The 23,701-nt window shown below is 39.7% G+C and carries 21 protein-coding genes, 1 tRNA gene, 2 rRNA genes, 1 pseudogene and 1 other annotated feature (1 of these 26 cut by a window edge); of the genes and pseudogenes, 20 read left to right on the top strand and 5 right to left on the bottom strand.

From position 1 onward, the window contains the following. Positions 1-540 precede the first annotated feature (540 nt). The 4 genes from rpmH (at position 541) to jag (ending at position 2,727) form a co-directional block, all read left to right on the top strand. Positions 541-675: a 50S ribosomal protein L34 gene (gene rpmH / locus CYK55_RS13395; RefSeq protein WP_002293121.1), complete on the top strand. Its 135-nt coding sequence runs from the start codon at positions 541-543 to the stop codon at positions 673-675. Positions 676-794: 119 nt separating this feature from the next. Next, positions 795-1,151 (top strand): ribonuclease P protein component, encoded by a 357-nt coding sequence (rnpA, locus tag CYK55_RS13390; protein ID WP_010734564.1) that lies wholly within the window; start codon positions 795-797, stop codon positions 1,149-1,151. After that, positions 1,148-1,969 carry a YidC/Oxa1 family membrane protein insertase gene (locus CYK55_RS13385; protein WP_010734565.1) on the top strand — a complete coding sequence of 274 codons (822 nt, stop codon included), beginning with the start codon at positions 1,148-1,150 and terminating at the stop codon, positions 1,967-1,969. Before rnpA ends, CYK55_RS13385 begins: the two co-directional genes overlap by 4 nt. Positions 1,970-1,983: 14 nt before the next feature. Then, on the top strand, positions 1,984-2,727 hold the full coding sequence (gene jag / locus CYK55_RS13380) for an RNA-binding cell elongation regulator Jag/EloR (protein ID WP_034689706.1): 744 nt from the start codon (positions 1,984-1,986) through the stop codon (positions 2,725-2,727). Positions 2,728-2,887: 160 nt separating this feature from the next. On the opposite strand, the gene CYK55_RS13375 is transcribed toward jag, so the two are convergent. Beyond that, entirely contained in the window at positions 2,888-3,226 is a 339-nt protein-coding gene (locus tag CYK55_RS13375) for a heavy metal-binding domain-containing protein (RefSeq protein WP_010734567.1), read from the bottom strand. A gap of 340 nt (positions 3,227-3,566) precedes the next feature. Between CYK55_RS13375 and mnmE the strand changes: the two genes are divergently transcribed. After that, positions 3,567-4,964 (top strand): tRNA uridine-5-carboxymethylaminomethyl(34) synthesis GTPase MnmE, encoded by a 1,398-nt coding sequence (mnmE, locus tag CYK55_RS13370; protein ID WP_034689708.1) that lies wholly within the window; start codon positions 3,567-3,569, stop codon positions 4,962-4,964. Positions 4,965-4,978: 14 nt separating this feature from the next. Further along, on the top strand, positions 4,979-6,880 hold the full coding sequence (gene mnmG / locus CYK55_RS13365) for a tRNA uridine-5-carboxymethylaminomethyl(34) synthesis enzyme MnmG (protein ID WP_126134419.1): 1,902 nt from the start codon (positions 4,979-4,981) through the stop codon (positions 6,878-6,880). 79 nt (positions 6,881-6,959) lie between these two features. Here the strand turns inward: mnmG and CYK55_RS14100 are convergent, their stop codons facing one another. Continuing rightward, entirely contained in the window at positions 6,960-7,163 is a 204-nt protein-coding gene (locus CYK55_RS14100; protein ID WP_080693194.1) for a VanZ family protein, read from the bottom strand. Positions 7,164-7,758: 595 nt separating this feature from the next. Here CYK55_RS14100 and CYK55_RS14035 point away from each other — a divergent pair. The 11 genes and pseudogenes from CYK55_RS14035 (at position 7,759) to guaB (ending at position 16,710) form a co-directional block, all read left to right on the top strand. Continuing rightward, a complete protein-coding gene (locus CYK55_RS14035) occupies positions 7,759-7,968 on the top strand; it encodes a hypothetical protein (RefSeq protein WP_338142407.1) in 210 nt (69 codons plus the stop codon). Between the two features lie 6 nt (positions 7,969-7,974). Then, entirely contained in the window at positions 7,975-8,277 is a 303-nt protein-coding gene (locus tag CYK55_RS14030) for a hypothetical protein (protein WP_338142406.1), read from the top strand. Continuing rightward, positions 8,277-9,617: pseudogene (locus CYK55_RS13350) on the top strand (lipase family protein). Before CYK55_RS14030 ends, CYK55_RS13350 begins: the two are co-directional and overlap by 1 nt. A 286-nt stretch (positions 9,618-9,903) precedes the next feature. Next, entirely contained in the window at positions 9,904-10,617 is a 714-nt protein-coding gene (rsmG, locus tag CYK55_RS13345) for a 16S rRNA (guanine(527)-N(7))-methyltransferase RsmG (protein ID WP_034690708.1), read from the top strand. Positions 10,618-10,628: 11 nt separating this feature from the next. Further along, positions 10,629-11,396 carry a ParA family protein gene (locus CYK55_RS13340; RefSeq protein WP_034690711.1) on the top strand — a complete coding sequence of 256 codons (768 nt, stop codon included), beginning with the start codon at positions 10,629-10,631 and terminating at the stop codon, positions 11,394-11,396. Further along, positions 11,383-12,273 (top strand): ParB/RepB/Spo0J family partition protein, encoded by an 891-nt coding sequence (locus CYK55_RS13335; RefSeq protein ID WP_010734579.1) that lies wholly within the window; start codon positions 11,383-11,385, stop codon positions 12,271-12,273. The genes CYK55_RS13340 and CYK55_RS13335 overlap by 14 nt, the downstream gene beginning before the upstream one ends. An 18-nt stretch (positions 12,274-12,291) precedes the next feature. After that, a complete protein-coding gene (locus CYK55_RS13330; RefSeq protein WP_010734580.1) occupies positions 12,292-12,483 on the top strand; it encodes a DUF951 domain-containing protein in 192 nt (63 codons plus the stop codon). A gap of 8 nt (positions 12,484-12,491) precedes the next feature. Next, positions 12,492-13,592, top strand: coding sequence for a redox-regulated ATPase YchF (gene ychF / locus CYK55_RS13325; RefSeq protein ID WP_010734581.1), 1,101 nt, complete (start codon positions 12,492-12,494; stop codon positions 13,590-13,592). Positions 13,593-13,672: 80 nt separating this feature from the next. Beyond that, the gene (locus tag CYK55_RS13320) at positions 13,673-14,368 is read left to right on the top strand and encodes a DUF1129 domain-containing protein (protein WP_019722878.1); all 696 of its coding nucleotides are present in this window, start codon (positions 13,673-13,675) and stop codon (positions 14,366-14,368) included. A 252-nt stretch (positions 14,369-14,620) separates the two neighbouring features. Next, on the top strand, positions 14,621-14,953 hold the full coding sequence (locus CYK55_RS13315; protein WP_034690715.1) for a hypothetical protein: 333 nt from the start codon (positions 14,621-14,623) through the stop codon (positions 14,951-14,953). A gap of 272 nt (positions 14,954-15,225) precedes the next feature. Then, positions 15,226-16,710 (top strand): IMP dehydrogenase, encoded by a 1,485-nt coding sequence (gene guaB, locus CYK55_RS13310; protein ID WP_010734584.1) that lies wholly within the window; start codon positions 15,226-15,228, stop codon positions 16,708-16,710. A 69-nt stretch (positions 16,711-16,779) separates the two neighbouring features. On the opposite strand, the gene serS is transcribed toward guaB, so the two are convergent. The 3 genes from serS to CYK55_RS13295 form a co-directional block, all read right to left on the bottom strand. Further along, positions 16,780-18,051, bottom strand: coding sequence for a serine--tRNA ligase (gene serS, locus CYK55_RS13305; protein WP_034690720.1), 1,272 nt, complete (start codon positions 18,049-18,051; stop codon positions 16,780-16,782). Positions 18,052-18,101: 50 nt separating this feature from the next. Continuing rightward, positions 18,102-18,314: a binding site (T-box leader), on the bottom strand. A gap of 25 nt (positions 18,315-18,339) precedes the next feature. Further along, on the bottom strand, positions 18,340-19,545 hold the full coding sequence (locus CYK55_RS13300) for a sensor histidine kinase (protein WP_200868985.1): 1,206 nt from the start codon (positions 19,543-19,545) through the stop codon (positions 18,340-18,342). Next, the gene (locus CYK55_RS13295) at positions 19,532-20,221 is read right to left on the bottom strand and encodes a response regulator transcription factor (protein ID WP_034690727.1); all 690 of its coding nucleotides are present in this window, start codon (positions 20,219-20,221) and stop codon (positions 19,532-19,534) included. The genes CYK55_RS13300 and CYK55_RS13295 overlap by 14 nt, the downstream gene beginning before the upstream one ends. 882 nt (positions 20,222-21,103) lie before the next feature. Between CYK55_RS13295 and CYK55_RS13290 the strand changes: the two genes are divergently transcribed. From CYK55_RS13290 to CYK55_RS13280, 3 genes are all read left to right on the top strand, one after another. Further along, positions 21,104-22,664, top strand: a 16S ribosomal RNA gene (locus CYK55_RS13290). Positions 22,665-22,741: 77 nt separating this feature from the next. Beyond that, positions 22,742-22,814: transfer RNA gene (locus tag CYK55_RS13285), tRNA-Ala, on the top strand. 181 nt (positions 22,815-22,995) lie between these two features. Continuing rightward, positions 22,996-23,701 (top strand): 23S ribosomal RNA (locus CYK55_RS13280) (it continues 2,209 nt past the right edge of the window). Together the 16S and 23S rRNA genes with 1 tRNA gene alongside form the textbook arrangement of a ribosomal RNA operon.

The following is a 23,701-nucleotide window of genomic DNA, read 5'->3' as shown; positions in this document are numbered from 1 at the left end:
ACAAGGCCTCCTCCTTCATTAAAAGTAAATAGCTAGTACTAATTTAGCATTTTTTACAAAAGTTTTCCACAGAAAGAAAAGAAAAAAATTTTTTATAACAATTATCCACAGTATCCAGAAGAAAAAAAAAGAAGAAAAACACAGAGAGGAAAAAAAGATATCCACAAGAGTAATCAACAGGTGGATAAGTGGTGTAAAACTAGAGATTTACCCAGTGGGCTGTGGATAAAAAAATTAATAATGACAGTACTTACAGAAATCAATGCACAAGAAATTATGAAATTGTGGATTACTTATTTTCAGGTGTTTATTCTGTGTAAAAACTGAGGGTAAAACACTGTGGAAAACTTCTGTGCATAACTTTATCCACATTGTAAACACAGCGTGAAAAATACTGTTGTGGATAAAATGAGAGGATTATTTTCGAAATAAAAGCTTTTTTTTATATTGACAAATCACCTAAGTACTCGTTATACTATCAAAGTATGTCTGTGTTTAATTCATGTACATGTAGATAAGAATTTCTGGAGGTGGAACAAGATGAAAAGAACATACCAACCAAATAAACGTAAACGTCAAAAAGTTCACGGATTCCGTAAACGTATGAGTACTAAAAATGGACGTCGTGTTTTAGCTAGCCGTCGTCGTAAAGGAAGAAAAGTTCTTTCAGCTTAGACCACTGGGGTTACAGTGGTTTTTTTTTATGCCCTTTTTTAGAGGAAAAGGTGAAAGACTTATAGGAAATATGGTATGATTGGGAGCGTAAGTGAGAGATAGAAAAGGAAAGAAAACGAATGAAAAAAGCGTATCGAGTGAAAAAAGAACGAGAGTTCCAAGCGGTGTTTCAAACCGGCGCTTCCTTTGCTAACCGTAAGTTTGTCGTGTACCGTTTAGAAAAGAAGGAACAACCGCATTTTCGTGTTGGCTTATCTGTAGGTAAGAAAGTCGGAAACGCTGTATGTCGCAATGAAGTAAAACGAAAAATCCGTGCGGCGATCTATTCATTGAAAGAAGAGATCGAGCCGGAATTAGATTTTATTGTGATTGCTAGACCAAGCATCAAAGGACTGACTTACGATGAGATTCGCTCCAACTTAGTCCATGTCTTAAAGCTTGCAAAAATAATCGACAGAGAGGAAAAGAGTAAGTGAAGAAATACAAACGTTTACTTTTGATGGCCGGACTTGTCGGTCTGATCATCGTCTTATCCGGTTGTGGAACTGGAGAAGTCAGCGCACAAAGTACAGGAATTTGGGATCGCTACATTGTTTATTATTTTGCAGAAGCGATTAAAGCATTGTCATTTGGAAATGTTGGGATCGGGATCATTTTATTCACGATCATCATTCGCGTAATTTTATTACCATTAATGCATTTCCAAACAAAAAGTATGCGTAAGACCCAAGAACTTCAACCAAAACTAAAAGCGATCCAACAAGAATATAGTTCAAAAGATCCTGAAACACAAAGTAAGTTAAGAGAAGCACAACAACGGTTATATGCTGAAAATGGTGTAAATCCATATGCAGGTTGTTTGCCTTTATTAGTACAAATGCCAATCTTAATGGCTTTATGGCAATCAATTTCTCGTGTTCCTGCGTTGAGTCAAGGTCACTTTTTATGGTTGAACTTAGGGAACGCTGACCCAACCTTTATTTTACCAGTGTTGGCTGCCATCTTTACATTTGCAAGTACGTATTTATCAAGCATGAGCCAAGTGGAATCGAATGCTTCATTGAAAGTCATGAATTTTGCGATGCCAGTGATGATCTTGGTTATGGGGGTCAATTTAGCCAGTGGACTTTCACTATACTGGGTAGTGTCAAATGCTTTCCAAGTGTTCCAAACACTATTGATCAATAATCCATTTAAAATCAAACGTGAGCGTGAAGAAGAAGCACAACGTATCCGTGAAAAAGAACGTGCTTTGCGTAAGGCACAAAGTCCTAAGAAAAAACGTAAAAAATAAGGGAGGGAATGCAAATGCCGATTTATGAAGCTGCAACCGTAGATGAAGCTGTTGAAATTGGATTGAATGAGTTAGGACTAGCAAAAGAGCAAGTCGCTATTGAGATACTTGATGAAGGAAAAAAAGGATTTCTCGGAATGGGAAAAAGAAATGCCAAACTTTCAATCGAACCGAATATCAGCGAAGTTGTCTCTGAAACGATCGAAGAAACCGTAGAAGAAGTGTTGGAAGAAACATCTATTCAAACAGAAAATACGGATGAAATCGAACCTGAGGACTTGATTGAAGAAAAAAGTGAATTAGGTGACGAAGCAGCTTTATCGGAATTAGCAACCTATCTCACTGAGATCTCCCAGCAACTAAATGCACCAGCTGTAGTAAAAATGACACGAGAAGCGAATTTGATCGTCTTCCATTTAGAAACGGATAAACAAGGTCTATTGATCGGCAAACATGGAAAAACGTTAAATGCTTTGCAATATTTGGCGCAGGTGTTCATCCATCGAGTAGTCGGTAATAAACTCTCTATCGTGGTAAACGTAGGCAACTATCGTGAAAAACGACAAGAGATCATCCAACGTTTAGCTGAGCGCACCGCAGAAAAAGTCTTGCGTACAGGGCAGCCTGTATTTTTAGAACCGATGCCTGCGTTTGAACGCAAACAAATCCACGCGACCTTAAGTAAACATGAGGGGGTACAAACCCATTCAGAAGGTGATGAACCATATCGTTACTTAGTTGTCGAACCAGCTAGATAGCGATTACGAAGAGAAGAACCAAAATCTTGCGATCAGATTGACAAACTTTTCCAAACAAAGTATATTTTATTAGAAATCATTCTTATCGGAGTATACGATGGTAGTCTTTACTTTGGTAGAAAAAACGTGCAGAGCGAAAGCTCTGCACGTTTTTTTGTGATCAACCAATCGTTGTCTGGACAAATTGGATCACGGTACCGTAAGCAAAAAGTTCGATGATCTGTTTGCCATCTCGGGGTTTTTGTTGATATTCAAAGTGACAATTGATGACTGCATTTGCGCCATAATCTAACACTTTCTTTTTTAATTTTTGTTTTGTTGTCAAGAACATGTCATCACTATTGAATGTAGGGTCGAATAAGTCCCCTTCAATACATTCTGCGACAAATACGATATCTCTGACGATATATTTTTGATTGATATTTCCCGTAGATAACACCACTTCATTGATTCGTGGATCATCTACTCCGTCCACTGCACTAGGCTTAAATTGGGCCATAATTTTTGCTCCTTTCGGTAAAGAAAAAGTATGTAGATACCGTTACCATTTAAGTGTAACGTTTTTTGGAACAAAGATAAAGATATAAAAGTATATTTACTTCTATAGAGAGTGATCTAATGATAGTTTCAGTCAAAAGAATCCTGTGCAGACAAAGTTTAAGATTGATTAGTGACTTTCATAAAAATAAACAAAAAAGCTTGATTACTAGAAGTAGATATGATAGTCTATGACCAGAATTTAAACAGAACAAGCAGTCAAAGTGCGAAGTTCACCATTTATTGCAAAGGGTGAAGTGGGCACTTTTTTTTGTGCGTAAAATGAAAAAGGAAGTGAAAAAATGGCTGAAATAACCTTAGAATTTGATACGATTGCAGCAATCTCTACGCCACCGGGTGAAGGGGCGATAAGTATTGTGCGTTTAAGCGGTGATCAAGCGTTGACCATTGCCAATAAAGTCTATCAAAGTGGCAATAAACAGTTGTTGGATGTTCCTAGTCATACGATTCATTATGGGCATATCGTCGATCCCAAAAGTGAACAATTAATCGATGAAGTCATGGTATCCGTCATGCGCGCACCACGAACATTTACCCGAGAAGATGTTGTAGAAATCAATTGCCATGGGGGCATCGTTGTCGTCAATCAAATTTTACAGCTTCTATTAAGAGAAGGCGCACGTTTAGCAGAGCCAGGAGAATTTACAAAGCGTGCCTTTTTAAATGGACGAGTTGATTTATCCCAAGCTGAAGCAGTCATGGACCTGATCCGTGCAAAAACAGATAAGGCGATGGGTGTCGCGTTGAACCAATTAGATGGAAATCTGTCTGCATTGATCCGTTCCCTTCGACAAGAAATTTTAGAGACATTAGCACAAGTCGAAGTGAATATCGATTACCCTGAATATGATGATGTGGAAGAATTGACGACAAAACTTCTATTAGAAAAAGCGCAGATGATCCAACAACGTATCGAAGTTCTTTTAGCAACATCACAACAAGGCAAGGTCTTACGAGAAGGATTAAGTACGGCCATCATCGGTCGTCCAAACGTTGGTAAGTCAAGCTTACTGAACCATTTATTACGAGAAGAAAAAGCCATCGTGACAGATATTGCGGGAACGACAAGAGATGTGATTGAAGAATACGTCAATGTTCGTGGCGTACCGTTGAAACTGATCGACACAGCAGGTATTCGGGAAACAGAAGATATCGTGGAACAAATCGGTGTTGCTCGTAGTCGTAAAGCTTTGGCAGAATCTGAATTGATCTTACTTGTCTTGAATCAAAGCGAGCCGTTGACGATTGAAGATGAACAGTTGTTGGAAGCAACAAAAGGATTGAAGCGGATCATTCTATTGAATAAAACTGATTTACCGAAACAATTAGAGGAAGACAAGCTTTTATCATTGATCGAGGATGAACCAGTATTCGCTGTTTCGGTTGCCAATAATGAAGGGTTAGACCGATTAGAAACGGCCATCTCTGAGTTGTTCTTTGGCGGGCAAACTGGCGAAAGAGATGCAACTTATGTATCCAATACCCGTCATATTGCTTTGCTCGAAAAAGCGGCCATCTCTTTACAAGAAGTGATCGCAGGAATCGATGCAGGTATGCCTGTTGACCTAGTTCAAATGGATATGACTCGCTGTTGGGATTACCTTGGTGAAGTCGTAGGAGATAGTGTCCAAGATGAATTGATCACACAATTGTTTAGTCAATTTTGTCTTGGAAAATAAAGGAGGAACAGTTCTTGAATCATTATCAAGCAGAAGAATATGATGTGATCGTTGTCGGTGCAGGACATGCTGGTTCAGAAGCCGCTTTGGCTGCTGCACGTATGGGGTCAAAAACGTTACTATTAACGATCAATTTAGATATGGTGGCATTTATGCCATGTAACCCTTCCGTCGGCGGTCCAGCCAAAGGCGTTGTCGTACGCGAGATTGATGCACTAGGCGGCGAAATGGGTAAGAACATTGATAAGACATACATTCAAATGAGAATGTTGAACACTGGGAAAGGACCTGCTGTCCGAGCATTACGTGCACAAGCAGACAAGCATGCCTATGCCAGTGAAATGAAACATACAATTGAAAAAGAAGAGGATTTGACACTAAGACAAGGAATCGTTGAAGAATTGATCGTTGAAGATGGGGTTTGTCGTGGTGTAGTCACTTCAACAGGTGCAAGCTATCGTTCAAAAGCAGTCGTTATCACTGCAGGTACCGCATTACGTGGTGAGATTATTATCGGTGAATTAAAATATTCGTCTGGTCCGAATAACTCACAACCATCAATTGGTTTAGCCAATCATTTAAAAGAATTAGGTTTTGCCATTGATCGTTTTAAAACCGGAACGCCTCCACGTGTGAAATCAAGTACGATCGATTACTCTGTCACAGAAGAACAACCGGGAGACAAGGAGCCAAATCATTTTAGCTTTGCCACACCGGACAGTGCCTATAACTTAGAACAAGAACCTTGTTGGTTGACTTATACAGGTGAAACGACCCATCAAATCATTCGTGACAATCTACACCGCGCACCAATGTTTACAGGAATCGTTGAAGGCGTCGGCGCACGTTACTGTCCTTCAATTGAAGACAAAATCGTCCGTTTTGCAGACAAACCACGTCATCAACTCTTTTTAGAACCAGAAGGATTGAATACAGAAGAAGTGTATGTTCAAGGACTTTCAACTTCACTTCCAGAAGACGTCCAAGTGGATATGTTGCATTCGATTGCTGGATTAGAAAAAGCAGAGATGATGCGTACGGGCTATGCCATTGAGTACGATGTAGTCGAACCACACCAGTTGCGTCCAACATTAGAAACGAAAGTCGTAGAAAATCTTTATACGGCCGGTCAAACCAATGGGACAAGTGGATATGAAGAAGCAGCGGGACAAGGGCTGATTGCAGGAATCAATGCAGCATTGAAAGTTCAAGGAAAAGAGCCATTAGTCATCAAACGTAGTGACGGCTATATCGGTGTCATGATCGATGATTTAGTCACAAAAGGAACGAATGAACCTTATCGCTTACTGACATCCCGGGCAGAATATCGTTTACTTCTTCGTCATGATAATGCTGATCTACGCCTAACAGAAATGGGTCACCAGATCGGTCTAGTAAAAGAAGAACAGTATACTGCTTATTTGAAAAAGAAAGCAGCAGTTGAACAAGAAATCAAACGTTTGATGAACGTTCGTATCAAACCGACAGCAGAAGTCCAAGCCTTTTTAGCAGAATTAAATGCTGCACCATTAAAAGATGGTGTGCTAGCAAGTGATTTCTTGCGTCGCCCAGAAATCACCTATGCCGATCTATTACGATTTATTCCAGAAAATGCGGAGTTAACACGTAAAGAAATCGAGCAAGTTGAAATTCAACTAAAATATGAAGGATACATCAAAAAAGCATTAGAAAAAGTAGAAAAACTAAAACGAATGGAAGCCAAACGCATCCCAGAAAACATTGACTACGCTGCGATCAACGGATTAGCAACGGAAGCAAAACAAAAGCTTCAAAAAATCCGTCCAGAAACCATCGCACAAGCAAGCCGCATCAGCGGTGTCAATCCAGCGGACCTAAGCATCTTGATGGTCTACATCGAACAAGGGAAGATTGCGAAAGTGGAAACATCTGCTTAAATAAAGCACTAAACAAAAAAAGAGCCGACGAATGATTGATTCGTCGGCTCTTTTTTTGTTAGCAAGAACATAGAGTAAATCACTTATGTAAAAAAGAAGAAACCTGAATATCCCATCGACTGATCAGCCACCTATTTATACATGCACCAATAAGAAACCCACAAGTATTTACAAAAACATCCCCTAAATCAAAAATACCTAGGTAAAAGAAATATTGGATCCATTCAACGCCTAAGACAGCTGAAAGGACTAAGATAGTATTCTTCCAACTTACTGGTAAAATCTAGCCTAAAGGTAGAAACAGTAAAATATTAAACAGCACAATCATTGGATCACCATAAATCAAATCCTTCACCCACGAAAATAGCTGAAATTCTACGCCTCGTATCCCGATATTTTTTAAGAAAAGTAAATAAATGAGAAAGGTGATGTACAGCAAAGAAAAAAAGACCAGCCATTCCCGATAGATGTTTCTTGTGAAAGCACAGTGAAGACTGACATAAAGGAATAACGTAATGATTATCACTAAGAAGAAAGGAACCCAAAAATCGACAGGGCCAGATGGTGGAAAAAGCGTAATAGAATAATAATAGAGATAACGCATGAAAAAACATCGAGAAAAAAGCAGGCAAGAAAGTAGCATTAAAAATTTTAAAAATAACAATTTTATTTTTGTTTCGATCTAAAAAACCTCCTTATTTTTGTTATAATCAATTGAGATTAACTTTATAAAAAATATACGTCACAACACTTGTCTTTCTCTCTATAAGTATACATAAAATAACTTAATATTGAAATGTGATCGCAGAATAAAATGAACTATACGTATCTTATTGTGAAGCATTGACAAAAATAGTAGCTAACTGAAAGGAGGATCTATGAACAAACGGCTTTGGTTAGTTGTATTAGTGATCATTATCTTAGGAGGAATCGGAGGAAAGATCTACATGGATAAAAGAGAAGAAGATCTTCAAGAATTGCTGGAAATACAGAAGGATCTGGCGAATTATGTGTATAACAATTATCGTCTCTATGTAAACAATCGGGAGAAAGAAGAAGAAATTTTCAGAAAGTATGACTGCGGATAAGGTGAAATGACTACGGAAGAATATTTGAAAGCATTGTTAGAGGTCAGAGAATATGAGGAGATAACTAAAATTGAATTCACTGGATATTCAGTGAGTCCGATGAATTTTTTGACCATTTATTTCACTGTTAATGGAGTATATGAGGAGGAAGTAAGTTTAAGTACTATTTCCGCAGAAACAAATAAACCTATATACATGATTTCTGATAGCACTGGAACTGGTCCTTATTATATTACAAAAAGAAAAGAAAAAATTAATTCGATTATGGCAGATGAACAAATTATCTATTACGAAGGAGGGATAGATTGATGGATCAAAATAGGTGGCTATCTGATTCTGTGTATAAAGTTGAAGATGGATTGATAAAAGTAAATCATCTAGTAAAAGAAATCCCTTATATAGTCATAAAAACAGTAGATACAAATAAAGACAAAATCGGTAATGAATCTAAGCCAAAGAAAAATAGTATGCAAGCAATGGTAGTTGCTAAAATAAAAGAGGAATATCTTGGGTACAATGAAGAGCAATTAAGAAAATTACCTGGCTTCCCCGACTCCGTCATCACCAAAAACCTTACGATTGCTTACGCTGGCACGACTTCGCTCAAAGATTGGCATACTAACCTCGTGGAGATTTGGGAGAGCAACAAACACTCAAATGGTGCATTTGCTTCTGCCTTGAACTATGCCCGTGAAATTGAAAAGCAGTATCCCAAATCAGATGGCTATACGATCTCAACGACAGGGCACTCATTAGGTGGCGCTAAAGCACTTTTTGTCGCAGCAATCAATGGCTGTGACGTACGGCGCGGCAGGACCAGGGCTTGCACAAGCCTTATTCGATAATCATAACGGTACCCTGATCAATATCTACGACACTTCGGATGTCGTCACGAGTGGGCTTTTCACTGGTGGGAAAGGGATGCTTCCAATCAATAGTTTTGGAATCGATAATTCGGGCTGGGAAACATTTGGCCATTCGCTGGATCAATTCAGAACAGATGAAGAAGAAAATTATATCGATAAGCATGGTCAAATCATCGTATACGTCGATGGCAAGGGGGGATCTTGTTAGCCGCAACTTTGTGGCAACAAACACTTTTGGAAAACGAAGCAATGATCAAACTACTAGCAGTCAGTGGCGAGCATACGCTAGATGAAATCAAGCGTGTGAAAGAAGAAAATGAGTGGCTCAAGGTTCAAGTCAAAGAATTCTTGACCTTAAAAGAGTTAGGTAAGAAGCTGACTGCAAGTGGCGGCGGACTTTCTCAATCAGAAAAAATTTATTTAGAAGATAGCCAAGCATTAGCTGTCGTACGGACCGCAGCAAGTAAATTTGATGAGGCGATGAGCAATGTTCGCGTGATTTACCAAAGCGGGATCACGGAGTTGGAAGAGTTAGGGAATGACTGGTTGGGAAGAATACGCAATTATACGCCACATTTGACGTACAACGAGGTAATTGAAACATTAGCCGAAGTTAATTGTACAAAATGAGAGATTGTCGATGAGCCAACACAGGAATTTAGAGATAAGATCTGCCAGATCGATCAGATGTCGGAACAGTTTCAAACGCTCGCCGATGAAATCACCCAAAAAATCAATGAAATGGTGGCACGTGACAAAGAATTAGCGAATCAATTGTTCTAACCCTTGCTACAAAAGTGAACGATCGATAAAAGCACTATTGAGAAGTGATTGTTGTCTAACTAAATAATAGAAAATAAAGGAGTGTGAGCAATGGGCAGCACACTCTTTTTGTGTTGTCCGAGGGCGGATTATTTTTTTATTGTAGAACAAGAATTTACCTACTTCCGAATTTGGCATAACTTCCTTTAAATTTATATATAGAAAGATTGCAACTCGGCTCATTTTGCGTTAAAGTAGGAAGAGATTCTGTGAAACAATTAGCTGTTTCACAATGAAAGGATAAATTATGACACCAGAAGAATTTCGCCAAGTCTTGGCAGAAAAAGACATTCATTTATCGGATAAGCAAATGGCGCAGTTTGACAGTTATTTTCATTTATTAGTGGAGTGGAATGAAAAAATGAATTTGACGGCGATCACTGATCGAGAAGAAGTTTACTTAAAACACTTTTATGATTCATTGACGTTGGCATTTGATGTTGATTTTTCAACTGGCCTGACTTTATGTGACGTCGGCTCAGGGGCTGGGTTTCCAAGTATTCCTTTAAAAATTGCTTTTCCTGAGTTACAAATAACGATTGTTGATTCCTTGAATAAGCGAATCACTTTTTTAACTGAGTTAACGAATCAATTAGAAATCGATGCATCTCTTTATCATGATCGTGCAGAAACATTTGGGCAAAATTCGCAATTCCGTGCATCATTTGATTTTGTGACTGCTCGTGCAGTGGCACGTTTAAATGTATTGACGGAACTGTGTTTACCATTAGTGAAACAAGAGGGCTATTTCTATGCACTGAAAGCTGCGAAAAGCGAAGAAGAATTGGCAGAAGCGAAACCAGCGATTGCGCAATTAGGTGGTAAATTTATCGGAGAGCAAGCAATTGAACTACCTAAAGTCTCGGACAAACGCCACATTCTGATTATACAGAAGAAAAAACCAACACCGAAGAAGTATCCAAGAAAACCTGGGTTGCCGAATAAGCAACCAATCAAGTAGGAGGAGAAGAGATGGCACAAATTATATCCGTTGCAAATCAAAAAGGCGGCGTTGGTAAAACAACGACAACTGTAAATCTAGGTGCTTGTTTAGCAAGTTTAGGTAAACAAGTGTTGCTAGTAGATATGGATGCACAAGGAAATGCCACTAGCGGAGTAGGCATTCGTAAACCTGATGTGACACAAGATATTTATGATGTATTAGTCAATGAGTTACCAATTCCTGAAGCGACAATTGCTACTGAACATGAAAACTTGAGCATTGTGCCTGCCACTCTTCAATTAGCGGGAGCAGAGATTGAATTGACCTCAATGATGGCAAGAGAATCACGTTTAAAAAGTTCACTGGCTGAAGTCAACGATCAGTATGACTACATTTTAATTGATTGCCCACCATCTCTAGGTCATCTAACCATCAACTCATTTACTGCAAGTGATTCGATTTTGATCCCTGTGCAGTGTGAGTACTATGCATTAGAAGGGTTAAGTCAACTACTGAATACTGTTCGCTTGGTTCAAAAACACTTCAACCCTGAATTGGAAATCGAAGGGGTATTATTGACGATGTATGACGCTCGAACGAATCTAGGAAATGAAGTGGTGGAAGAAGTGCGGAAGTATTTCCGTGAAAAAGTGTATGAGACAGTGATTCCTCGAAACATTCGTTTGTCAGAAGCACCAAGTCATGGAAAACCTATCATTGATTATGATCCGCGTTCCAGGGGCGCTGAAGTGTATCAAGCATTAGCAAAGGAAGTGGTCGATCGTGAAGAAAAGTAAAGGACTAGGTCGGGGAATCGACGCGCTGTTTCAAGATTTGGAAAATTTAGAAACAGTTAACGTGAAAGATGAAACTGTCATTCAGTTGCCACTCAACGAATTGCGTCCTAATCCGTATCAACCACGTAAAACATTTGAAGAAGTATCATTGCAAGAATTAGCGAACTCGATCGAGTACTCCGGTGTCTTTCAACCGATCATTGTTCGTCGTTCGTCGGTGAAAGGTTATGAGATCATCGCAGGTGAACGTCGTTTCCGGGCGTCTAAGTTAGCTGGAAAAGAAACGATTCCTGCAATTGTCAGAGATTTCGACGAAGAAGCGATGATGCAAGTTGCAGTTTTAGAAAACTTACAACGTGAAGACTTAAATCCTTTAGAAGAAGCAGAAGCTTACGAGATGTTGATGAAGAACTTAAAGTTGACACAAGCTGAAGTTGCAAGTCGTTTAGGGAAAAGTCGTCCTTATATCGCAAACTATTTGCGTTTATTGACATTGCCTGATTTAGTGAAAGAAATGGTCCAAGATCAACGATTATCTATGGGACAAGCTCGTACGTTACTTGGATTAAAAAATAAACAATTGATATTAAAATTAGCCAATCGTGTCGTAACAGAAAATCTAACGGTTCGACAATTAGAGCAGATCGTTTCCGAGCTGAATCAAAATGATGGGCAAGAAAAGAAAAAAATCCCACGTTTAGCAAAGGAAAAACCGTATTATATCCGTGAGAGTGAAGATCGCTTGATGGATAAATTTGGAACAAGTGTCGCCATCCAAGAAAAGAATGGGAAAGGTAAAATCGAAATCGAATATCTTTCACAAAATGATTTAACTAGAATTCTTGATATTCTAAATATTCAATTTGATGAAGAATAAACAGAGGGAGGCTATGTTATGTACGACTTACATGATATCGTAGAAATGAAAAAACCTCATGCTTGTCAAACGAACCGTTGGGAGATTATCCGAATGGGCGCTGATATCAAAATCAAATGTATGAATTGCGGTCATATCGTGATGATGACCCGTCGAGAATTTGAGAAAAAAATGAAAAAAGTACTTGAAAAAAATGTAGAGAAAGAGTGAATGAATTTATGGCATTAACTGCTGGAATTGTGGGTTTACCCAACGTAGGAAAATCAACTTTGTTCAATGCAATTACAAAGGCGGGAGCAGAGGCTGCCAACTATCCTTTTGCGACTATTGATCCAAATATTGGAATGGTTGAAGTACCCGATTGGCGTTTACAACGTTTAACCGAATTAGTAAAACCAAAGAAAACTGTACCAACAACCTTTGAATTTACAGATATTGCTGGAATCGTTAAGGGTGCAAGTAAAGGCGAAGGATTAGGAAACCAATTTTTAAGTCATATTCGCCAAGTAGATGCAATCTGTCATGTCGTTCGTTGTTTTGACGATGACAACATCACACACGTAGAAGGACGTGTCGATCCTTTAGCAGATATTGATACGATCAATCTAGAGCTTGTCTTAGCTGATTTAGAGTCAGTGACGAAGCGATATACACGTGTGGCAAAAATTGCAAAAACAAAAGATAAAGATGCAGTTGCTGAATTAGCGGTGTTGGAGAAAATCAAACCAGTATTAGAAGATGGACGTTCAGCACGTTCGATCGAATTTACAGAAGAAGAACAAAAAATCGTTAAATCTTTATTCTTGTTAACAACAAAACCGATCTTGTATGTTGCTAATGTGGCAGAAGATGAAGTAGCCAATGCTGATGCGAATGAGTATGTTCAAGCAGTGCGTAATTTTGCTGCAGAAGAAAACGCAGAAGTTATTGTCGTTAGCGCCAGAGCAGAAGAAGAAATTGCTGAGCTGGACGACGAAGATAAAGCAGAGTTTCTTGAAGCATTAGGCATTGAAGAGTCAGGGTTGGATCAATTGATTCGTGCGGCGTATGACCTATTAGGATTAGCAACATACTTTACAGCAGGTGAACAAGAAGTTCGTGCGTGGACGTTCAAAAAAGGAATCAAAGCACCACAAGCTGCAGGAATCATTCATACCGATTTTGAACGTGGCTTTATCCGTGCAGAAACAGTCTCATTTGAAGATTTAGACCAATACGGAACGATGCATGCAGCGAAAGAAGCCGGACGTGTACGATTAGAAGGGAAAGACTATGTCGTTCAAGATGGCGACGTTATGTTATTCCGTTTTAATGTATAAAAAGGCTATCATACGGTGTATGTGATATGTTAAAATGTCTTTTGTGACAACCGTCAGCGTCTAAGGAGGACTGTAAAATAATGGAAGCAGAACAGTTACGCGAAATCGTAAAAGAAAATGCGCAGTTAGAAGAACAACTAACAAAACGTAATCAACAATATATTTTTGACTTAAAGAAGTCGCTAGAAGCAGCGAATTTATCAGAAGAAGAAAAAGTAACGGCTTTGCATGAGATGTTACCCGTTTTAGTATCCGAACAAAAAGGTGGGAAAACAGCCCGCCAATTATTTGGAACGGTATCTGAAAGAACAGAAGCAATCATCAATAAACCGGTCGAAGTGAAAACTTCTTCGACGCCAACGTTGATGTGGTTGGACAATACATTGCTCTTACTCGGATTATTGAGTGTGATGATCGCAATCACTGGATTGTTTTCACGTGAAACAACGCCTGCTTATGGAATCACCACACTTGTACTAGGTTCAGCTATTGGTGGATGGGTCTTTTACTTGATGTACAAGTATATTTACCAGTATGAGTATCCAGGTGCTGATCGCAGTAAAAAACCTGGAATGGGTAAAACCTTGTTGATTTTGGGTGGAACGACATTGATCTGGGTCATTGCTTTTTCAGCAACAACCTTGTTGCCACCAATTGTGAACCCGTTATTAGATCCAGTAGTGATCATCATCATCGGTGCAGCAGCTCTTGCGTTGCGTTACTATTTAAAGAAAAAATATGGCATCGTTGGCAGTCTTTCTGTTCCAAGAAGATAATTCATTGGATCTAGAAATTATGTGACTTACGAGACGAACAGTAAAGAAGAGAACGTGTTAGCATTACGCTGCACGTTCTCTTCTTTACTGTTTATTTCTATTGTTCTTACAGTGACGACCATGATCTCAAAACGCTCTTCTTTTATTATTATAAAAAATAATAAAAGAGTGTTATTATCAAATAATAGAGATGCTCACTGATGTTATAAAACATGTTGAGCGAGATAGTTAAACGATGAGGGGTGAATGAATATGAAAAAAGTTAAATGGATATTTTCTATTCATGTTGACGGAGTACCTCCTTTAGGATATGGAGGGATCAAAACTGGACAATTTATTCTCGGGCATGGAAGAAAGTTTCAAAAAGAAATGCGGTCTGTTTTAGGGCCAGAAATCGAACTGGAGTTCATCAGCTATAATACAAGAAAGCCGGAGACACTAGCTGCTGATTTACTTGTGTATACAGATGTCGATGAAAAGTATCTTGACGAAGAGACGAAGAAAAAAGGCTTAAGCATTCCCTATAAACTATATTATTTAAATGAGATTGAAACGATCAAAGAATTGATCGAAGCAAATGTTTAAAAAGTGAAACGCCTCTTTTCTTTCTTGAAGTGTACTAGTTTCAGCTTAATAAAAATATTGAATAAGAAAAAAACGTGCAGCACATGAAAACGCTAACTAATATTTGATTTTGATCAAACATTAGGAGACGCTTCATTATGCTGGTACGTTCTTTTTTTAGGATTCACTGAGTAGTTCCTTAGAAAAAACAAGGGATTGGTAGAAGTTGTTGACTTACAAAAGAAAATCGATTATTTTAGTAGATAAACTAAACAAGAGGAGTGGTACTAAAAATGTCCAACTGGGAAACAAAGTTCACGAAAAAAGGATTTACTTTTGATGATGTCTTATTGATACCAGCAGAAAGTCACGTGTTACCAAACGAAGTGGATATGAGTGTACAATTAGCAAAAAATATCAAATTGAATATTCCTATCATCAGTGCAAGTATGGATACAGTTACTGACAGCAAGATGGCGATTGCTATGGCAAGACAGGGTGGTCTAGGTGTCATTCATAAAAACATGACAATCAGCGAACAAGCAGACGAAGTACGTAAAGTGAAACGTTCTGAAAGTGGTGTAATCATTGACCCATTCTTCTTGACACCACAACACTTGGTCGCAGATGCTGAAGAATTAATGAGCAGATACCGTATTAGTGGAGTTCCAATCGTCGAAACATTGGAAAACCGCAAATTAGTAGGAATCATTACAAACCGTGATATGCGTTTTGTTACAGACTTTCATATCGAAATCAGCGAAGTCATGACAAAAGAAAACTTAGTAACAGCCCCAGTAGGCACTTCTCTAAAAGATGCAGAAAAAATCTTACAACAACATAAAATAGAAAAACTACCAATCGTTGATGATGCAGGTCGATTAAGTGGTTTGATCACGATCAAAGATATCGAAAAAGTAATCGAGTTTCCAAATGCAGCAAAAGATGAACATGGTCGTTTGTTGGTAGCTGCCGCAGTTGGTGTCACTAGCGACACATTTGAACGTGCACAAGCTTTACTTGATGCTGGCGCAGATGCCATTGTCATTGATACGGCGCATGGACATAGTGCAGGTGTAATCCGTAAAATCCAAGAAATTCGCACAACATTTAAAGATGCAACATTGATTGCTGGTAATGTAGCAACAGCAGAAGCAACAAAAGCTTTATACGATGTTGGTGTTGACGTGGTCAAAGTAGGTATCGGACCAGGTTCGATTTGTACGACACGTGTGGTTGCTGGTGTGGGTGTTCCCCAATTAACAGCCATTTACGATGCAGCATCAGTTGCGCGCCAATATGGTAAAACCATTATTGCAGATGGTGGGATCAAATATTCTGGTGATATCGTCAAAGCTTTAGCAGCGGGTGGACATGCTGTCATGTTAGGTAGTATGTTAGCAGGAACCGATGAATCTCCAGGTGAATTTGAGATCTATCAAGGGCGTCGTTTCAAGACATACCGTGGAATGGGCTCATTAGGTGCCATGGAAAAAGGATCAAAAGACCGTTACTTCCAAGGTGGCACGAATGAAGCCAATAAGTTAGTGCCAGAAGGTATTGAAGGACGTGTAGCGTACAAAGGAAGCGTGGCAGACATTCTCTTCCAAATGATTGGTGGTTTAAAATCAGGGATGGGTTATGTTGGATCAGCGAACCTAAAACAATTAAGAGATGATGCACAGTTCATTCAAATGAGTGGCAGTGGTTTGAAAGAATCTCACCCACATGATGTACAAATTACGAAAGAAGCACCAAACTATTCTGTAGAATCATAATCAAACTTCTTGATCATAAAAAAGCAGCTAAGCAATTCGTGCCAACGAATCACTTAGCTGCTTTATTGTTTACTTGATTACTTTTAGGTTCCCCATGTAAGGCACGAGTACTTCTGGAACTGTGACTGAACCATCTTCATTTTGATAGTTTTCAAGGATGGCAGCAACCGTACGGCCAACTGCTAAACCAGAACCATTCAATGTATGTGCATAATGGATTTTTCCATCTGCATCTCGGTAACGGATCATTGCACGGCGCGCTTGGAAATCTTCACAGTTTGAGCAAGAACTGATTTCACGATACGTATCTTGTGCAGGAATCCATACTTCTAAATCGTAGGTTTTCGCTGCTGAAAAGCCCATATCCCCAGTTGATAATGTCATAACACGGTAAGGTAAGTGCAGTTTCTTCAAAATGTCCTCTGCGTCAGCGGTCATTTTTTCAAGTTCTTCATATGAATGTTCTTCATCAGCAAATTTCACCATTTCTACTTTATTGAACTGATGAAGACGAATCAATCCACGAGTATCACGACCAGCACTACCTGCTTCTGAACGGAATGCTGGGCTAAGTGCAGTGAAGTAAACAGGTAAATCTTCTTTTGCTAAGATTTCATTGCTGTAGTAGTTTGTTAAAGGGACTTCAGCTGTTGGGATCAAAGTTAAATCTGTATCAGCTAATTGGAAAACATCTTCTTTAAATTTGGGGAATTGACCAGTACCAAACATGGCTTGGCTGTTTACAGCGTAAGGTGTCATCATTTCAGTATAGCCATGTTCATAGACGTGTTGATCTAACATAAAATTATAAAGGGCACGTTCTAAGCGAGCACCTAATCCTTTATAGTAAACAAAGCGGCTTCCTGATACTTTTGCCCCACGTTCAAAATCAAGAATACCTAGATTTTCAGCAATTTCCCAGTGAGGTTTTGGTTCAAAAGCAAATTGACGAGGTTCACTCCAACGACGAGCTTCCACGTTATCCTCTTCATCTTTACCCACCGGCACAGAATCATGAGGTAAATTAGGGAGACTTGTAGCGATTTGTTGTAATTTTTCATCAACTTGTGCAACTTCTTCGTCTAGTGCTTTGATTTTCCCACCGACTTCTTTCATTTCAGCGATCTTCGCAGTTGCCTCTTCTTTATTACGCTTTAATTGGGCGATTTCAGCAGATACATCATTACGGTATTTTTTCAATTCTTCACTTTCAACCAACAATTTTCTACGAGATTCATCTAACTCCACAAACTCCGCTAAGACTTTTTTTTTAACGCCACGTGACGTTAATTTTTCTTGTACATAGTCAACATTTTGACGGATCATTTTAATATCTAACATTTCTTTTCCTCCTTTTTTTGTAAAAAAAAACCAGCTCATCCAAAGAAATATCTTGGGACGAACTAGTTTGAGTTTCGCGGTACCACCCAAGTTCAGTCTATCGAGACTGCACTTGTAAACAGATAACGGCTGTTACCGACCTTTCTTATTTCGAAAGGCACATCGGGTGAACTGGAACTTCGAAATTATTTTTTACTGATTTGCACCAACCATCAGCTCTCTTGAAAAAAATAAAATGTACTGGGTTCACTGTTTTCTTTTATTTGTATTCTAAGAATAGCGAAAAATTTAGTTTCCGTCAATATGTTCTGTCAGATTGCCGACTAACTTTTCATTTTTTTTAAGCGGGAAATGCATGATAAAAGACGTCCAATCTTGATCTGACTTCGCATAGATATAGCCACCGTGCAATGCTACGATACTTTGTGCAATGGCTAGACCAAGCCCTGTCCCGCCAGTTTCTTGTGAACGGGATTCTTCCACCCGGTAAAATCGATCAAATAGATTGTCAATGGCTTGTTGGGGGATCATAGCACCATTGTTTTTGACGACAACGACAACTTCCGAACCAAGCTTTTCAATTCCAATGATGATCTTTGTTGCACCTTTGCCATATTTTAAGGCATTGGTCAGTAGATTATTGAATACGCGAACTAACTTTTCAGTATCACCATCCATGATCAGTGAATTGATTGGAGATTCAACAAAAATTTGAATCTCCTTTTTAGAAGCTTCTAGTTCAAAATCAGCTGCCAATTGTTCAATCAATTGGATCAAATCAAATGCAGAAAAATTCACAGGAACCGCTGGCTGACGTACCTTGGTATACTCGAACAGATCTTCTACCAGTGATTTCATTTGTTTCGCTTTGACATAAGCAGTGTGGGTATATTTCAACAGATCTTCTTCTGTTTGATATTGACCATCTTCAATAAGACCTAAATAGCCAATAATTGATGTTAAAGGTGTGCGAATATCATGACTGACGTTTGTAATCAGTTCGTCTTTTGATTTTTCGATTTTACGTTCGTCTTCAATCGCCGCTACCGTACTGTCCACTAAACCATTGATACTTTTGACTACACGACTAAGGTCGCCACTTAATTCGAAAGGGATACGATGGTCATAATTGCCATTAGCGATATAATGTAATTCACTAATAATGTGTCGTAATTGCATTTGTCGGTAGCGACGAATCAATCGCCAGTATAATACACCAACATCTAATAAAAAGAAAACAGGAAAAATAAAGTTTCGACCATTCCAAAACAAATCACTATCTAAACGCTGGGCAAAAATATTTTTAGAATCCCAAATAGCGTTTGTCAAAGAAGGTGAACTACTGATGATCGAACTGATAATGACCAACATCGCTACATTCAATAGAAGCAGAAGGATGATCGTAATGATTCCTTCTGCTAATAATTCACTGATTTCTTTAGATGTCAGATTGATCCGGCGTCGTTTTTCGATCACTTTTTTATCTTGCATCAATTTTATAGCCCACTCCCCAAACGGTTTGAATGACTTTTTCTCCACCTGTTGCTTCTTCAATCTTGTCTCTTAAATGACTAACATGAACCATTACTGTTTTAGCAGAAACAATACTTTCTTGTTTCCAGACACGTTCAAAGATTTCATCTGCACTGAATACATGGTTAGGATGACTTGCAAGAAGATATAGAATACCAAATTCTAAGGCAGTCAGTTGGATTTCTTTTCCATCGATTGTTTTGACTTCGTGCGAGTCTTTATTGATAATCAAAGAATTTACTTCCAGTACATCTGGTTGATCCGGTGTGACTTGCATTTTTGTGCGACGTAACAAAGATTTTACTCTAGCCATCACTTCAAGGGGATTGAATGGTTTTGTCACATAATCATCTGCGCCAGCTACTAATCCTTTGATTTTATCCATATCTGTTGTTTTCGCGGTCAACATGATGATTGGGATCTGAGATTCTTTTCTTAATTCTTTGACCACTTGCATGCCGTCCATCTCGGGCATCATGATATCTAATATAAGTAGTTCAATATCAGGAATCGTTCTTACTTTCGATAATGCTTCTTTTCCATCATAGGCTTTTACTGCTTCGTAGCCTTCATTGTGTACGTAGATACTAAGTAATTCAACAATTTCCTTGTCGTCATCTGCGATTAATATTTTCATAAGTAGATCCTCCATCGATTAATGTGTTTACTCTTAATATTTTAGCAAAAAAATAGATAAATAGATAAAAGCAGCGCTTTGTTAAGGAAAATTTTAGAAGAAGAGGGGAGAAGGGTGGAAATCTAAGATAAAAGAGGAAACAAAAATAGAAAGTGATTTAAATCAAGGAGAAACACCAATTAAACGAAATAATGAATTGAGAACACTTACACAACAATAGCAAGAAAAAAAGAAATTTGATCAAACAAATTAAAAAATGAACATTGTCATGGTGAAACTAGTTTAAATAGGAGGAAAAGCACGTTAAAAACGAATGATTTTGTGCTTCCCGTTTTTAATGATCGACTCTCTTAAAAATGTTGATAAATCAGTCTTTTTTTAGTTGACTTTCAAAATTGATGTTGGTATATTATTATTTGTTCGAAAGAACGGAAAACAAACAAATCGATTCTTAAAATTAGTGATTGACATGTTTGTTAACACATGATAAGATAACGAAGTTGCTTTTGAGTGATTCACTGATTGAAGTTAGTTTCGCAAAGAAAAAAACAAAAAAAGTGATTGACAAATAACAAGTAACAAGTTATTATGAGTGAGTTGCTAAAACGACCTCGTGAAAAACGAGTTCAAAAAACTTTTAAAAAATAGTTGACAATCATCCGAGAGTTTGCTAAGATATAAAAGTTGCTACGGCAATCACAAATGATGAATTGAGGCAGTTGTGTTTCATTTATCATGTAGACCTTTGAAAACTGAACAAAGTAAGACAAACCAAATGTGTAGGGCGTCTTGATTCAATTCAAGACAACAAACATTTTTAACAAGCAAGCAATATGCTAGCAAACAAATTGAGCTTAACAATCGCAAGATTGTTCTAACTTTTATTATGAGAGTTTGATCCTGGCTCAGGACGAACGCTGGCGGCGTGCCTAATACATGCAAGTCGAACGCTTCTTTTCCCACCGGAGCTTGCTCCACCGGGAAAAGAGGAGTGGCGAACGGGTGAGTAACACGTGGGTAACCTGCCCATCAGAAGGGGATAACACTTGGAAACAGGTGCTAATACCGTATAACAATCGAAACCGCATGGTTTCGTTTTGAAAGGCGCTTTACGGTGCCGCTGATGGATGGACCCGCGGTGCATTAGCTAGTTGGTGAGGTAACGGCTCACCAAGGCCACGATGCATAGCCGACCTGAGAGGGTGATCGGCCACATTGGGACTGAGACACGGCCCAAACTCCTACGGGAGGCAGCAGTAGGGAATCTTCGGCAATGGACGAAAGTCTGACCGAGCAACGCCGCGTGAGTGAAGAAGGTTTTCGGATCGTAAAACTCTGTTGTTAGAGAAGAACAAGGGTGAGAGTAACTGTTCACCCCTTGACGGTATCTAACCAGAAAGCCACGGCTAACTACGTGCCAGCAGCCGCGGTAATACGTAGGTGGCAAGCGTTGTCCGGATTTATTGGGCGTAAAGCGAGCGCAGGCGGTTTCTTAAGTCTGATGTGAAAGCCCCCGGCTCAACCGGGGAGGGTCATTGGAAACTGGGAGACTTGAGTGCAGAAGAGGAGAGTGGAATTCCATGTGTAGCGGTGAAATGCGTAGATATATGGAGGAACACCAGTGGCGAAGGCGGCTCTCTGGTCTGTAACTGACGCTGAGGCTCGAAAGCGTGGGGAGCAAACAGGATTAGATACCCTGGTAGTCCACGCCGTAAACGATGAGTGCTAAGTGTTGGAGGGTTTCCGCCCTTCAGTGCTGCAGCTAACGCATTAAGCACTCCGCCTGGGGAGTACGACCGCAAGGTTGAAACTCAAAGGAATTGACGGGGGCCCGCACAAGCGGTGGAGCATGTGGTTTAATTCGAAGCAACGCGAAGAACCTTACCAGGTCTTGACATCCTTTGACCACTCTAGAGATAGAGCTTCCCCTTCGGGGGCAAAGTGACAGGTGGTGCATGGTTGTCGTCAGCTCGTGTCGTGAGATGTTGGGTTAAGTCCCGCAACGAGCGCAACCCTTATTGTTAGTTGCCATCATTTAGTTGGGCACTCTAGCAAGACTGCCGGTGACAAACCGGAGGAAGGTGGGGATGACGTCAAATCATCATGCCCCTTATGACCTGGGCTACACACGTGCTACAATGGGAAGTACAACGAGTCGCGAAGTCGCGAGGCTAAGCTAATCTCTTAAAGCTTCTCTCAGTTCGGATTGTAGGCTGCAACTCGCCTACATGAAGCCGGAATCGCTAGTAATCGCGGATCAGCACGCCGCGGTGAATACGTTCCCGGGCCTTGTACACACCGCCCGTCACACCACGAGAGTTTGTAACACCCGAAGTCGGTGAGGTAACCTTTTTGGAGCCAGCCGCCTAAGGTGGGATAGATGATTGGGGTGAAGTCGTAACAAGGTAGCCGTATCGGAAGGTGCGGCTGGATCACCTCCTTTCTAAGGAATATTACGGAGACTACACACGTTTGTCGATACTTTGTTCAGTTTTGAGAGGTCTACTCAAAATTTAACCCGGGGCCTTAGCTCAGCTGGGAGAGCGCCTGCTTTGCACGCAGGAGGTCAGCGGTTCGATCCCGCTAGGCTCCATTAACAACGTATGTTGTTATATACTTGTTCATTGAAAACTGGATATTGAAGTAAAAATGTAAGTAATACAAACCGAGAACACCGCGTTGAATGAGTTTTTTAATAAGTTCAATTGCTTATTTTTCTTGATTGGACTTCTATCGCTAGAAGAAAGATCAAAACCCAACCGTAAGGTTGATAAGGTTAAGTGAATAAGGGCGCACGGTGGATGCCTTGGCACTAGGAGCCGATGAAGGACGGGACTAACACCGATATGCTTTGGGGAGCTGTACGTAAGCTATGATCCAGAGATTTCCGAATGGGGGAACCCAGCATCTTTTATAGGATGTTACGTATACGTGAATACATAGCGTATACGAGGTAGACGCAGAGAACTGAAACATCTAAGTACCTGCAGGAAGAGAAAGAAAATTCGATTCCCTGAGTAGCGGCGAGCGAAACGGGAAAAGCCCAAACCAATGAGCTTGCTCATTGGGGTTGTAGGACTCCGATATGGTAGTTCTTTCAGATAGTCGAATGACTTGGAAAAGTCAGTCAGAGAGGGTGAAAGCCCCGTAGATGAAATTTGGAAGGCACCTAGGAGGATCCTGAGTACGGCGGAACACGAGGAATTCCGTCGGAATCCGGGAGGACCATCTCCCAAGGCTAAATACTCCCTAGTGACCGATAGTGAACCAGTACCGTGAGGGAAAGGTGAAAAGCACCCCGGAAGGGGAGTGAAATAGAACCTGAAACCGTGTGCCTACAACAAGTCAAAGCCCGTTAATGGGTGATGGCGTGCCTTTTGTAGAATGAACCGGCGAGTTACGATTGCATGCGAGGTTAAGTTGAAGAGACGGAGCCGCAGCGAAAGCGAGTCTGAATAGGGCGTTTGAGTATGTAGTCGT

The sequence above is a fragment of the Enterococcus mundtii genome (genome assembly GCF_003957375.1).
GTDB lineage: Bacteria > Bacillota > Bacilli > Lactobacillales > Enterococcaceae > Enterococcus_B > Enterococcus_B spodopteracolus.
Note: the sequence above shows the minus strand (reverse complement) of the source record. Positions and strands in the feature narration are given on the sequence as shown.

Coding starts and splice junctions, on each gene's coding strand:
- rpmH (WP_002293121.1), top strand. CDS start 541: ATGAAAAGAACATACCAACCAAATAAACGTAAACGTCAAAAAGTTCAC.
- rnpA (WP_010734564.1), top strand. CDS start 795: ATGAAAAAAGCGTATCGAGTGAAAAAAGAACGAGAGTTCCAAGCGGTG.
- jag (WP_034689706.1), top strand. CDS start 1,984: ATGCCGATTTATGAAGCTGCAACCGTAGATGAAGCTGTTGAAATTGGA.
- CYK55_RS13375 (WP_010734567.1), bottom strand. CDS start 3,226: ATGGCCCAATTTAAGCCTAGTGCAGTGGACGGAGTAGATGATCCACGA.
- mnmE (WP_034689708.1), top strand. CDS start 3,567: ATGGCTGAAATAACCTTAGAATTTGATACGATTGCAGCAATCTCTACG.
- CYK55_RS14035 (WP_338142407.1), top strand. CDS start 7,759: ATGAACAAACGGCTTTGGTTAGTTGTATTAGTGATCATTATCTTAGGA.
- CYK55_RS14030 (WP_338142406.1), top strand. CDS start 7,975: ATGACTACGGAAGAATATTTGAAAGCATTGTTAGAGGTCAGAGAATAT.
- rsmG (WP_034690708.1), top strand. CDS start 9,904: ATGACACCAGAAGAATTTCGCCAAGTCTTGGCAGAAAAAGACATTCAT.
- CYK55_RS13340 (WP_034690711.1), top strand. CDS start 10,629: ATGGCACAAATTATATCCGTTGCAAATCAAAAAGGCGGCGTTGGTAAA.
- CYK55_RS13330 (WP_010734580.1), top strand. CDS start 12,292: ATGTACGACTTACATGATATCGTAGAAATGAAAAAACCTCATGCTTGT.
- ychF (WP_010734581.1), top strand. CDS start 12,492: ATGGCATTAACTGCTGGAATTGTGGGTTTACCCAACGTAGGAAAATCA.
- CYK55_RS13320 (WP_019722878.1), top strand. CDS start 13,673: ATGGAAGCAGAACAGTTACGCGAAATCGTAAAAGAAAATGCGCAGTTA.
- CYK55_RS13315 (WP_034690715.1), top strand. CDS start 14,621: ATGAAAAAAGTTAAATGGATATTTTCTATTCATGTTGACGGAGTACCT.
- guaB (WP_010734584.1), top strand. CDS start 15,226: ATGTCCAACTGGGAAACAAAGTTCACGAAAAAAGGATTTACTTTTGAT.
- serS (WP_034690720.1), bottom strand. CDS start 18,051: ATGTTAGATATTAAAATGATCCGTCAAAATGTTGACTATGTACAAGAA.
- CYK55_RS13295 (WP_034690727.1), bottom strand. CDS start 20,221: ATGAAAATATTAATCGCAGATGACGACAAGGAAATTGTTGAATTACTT.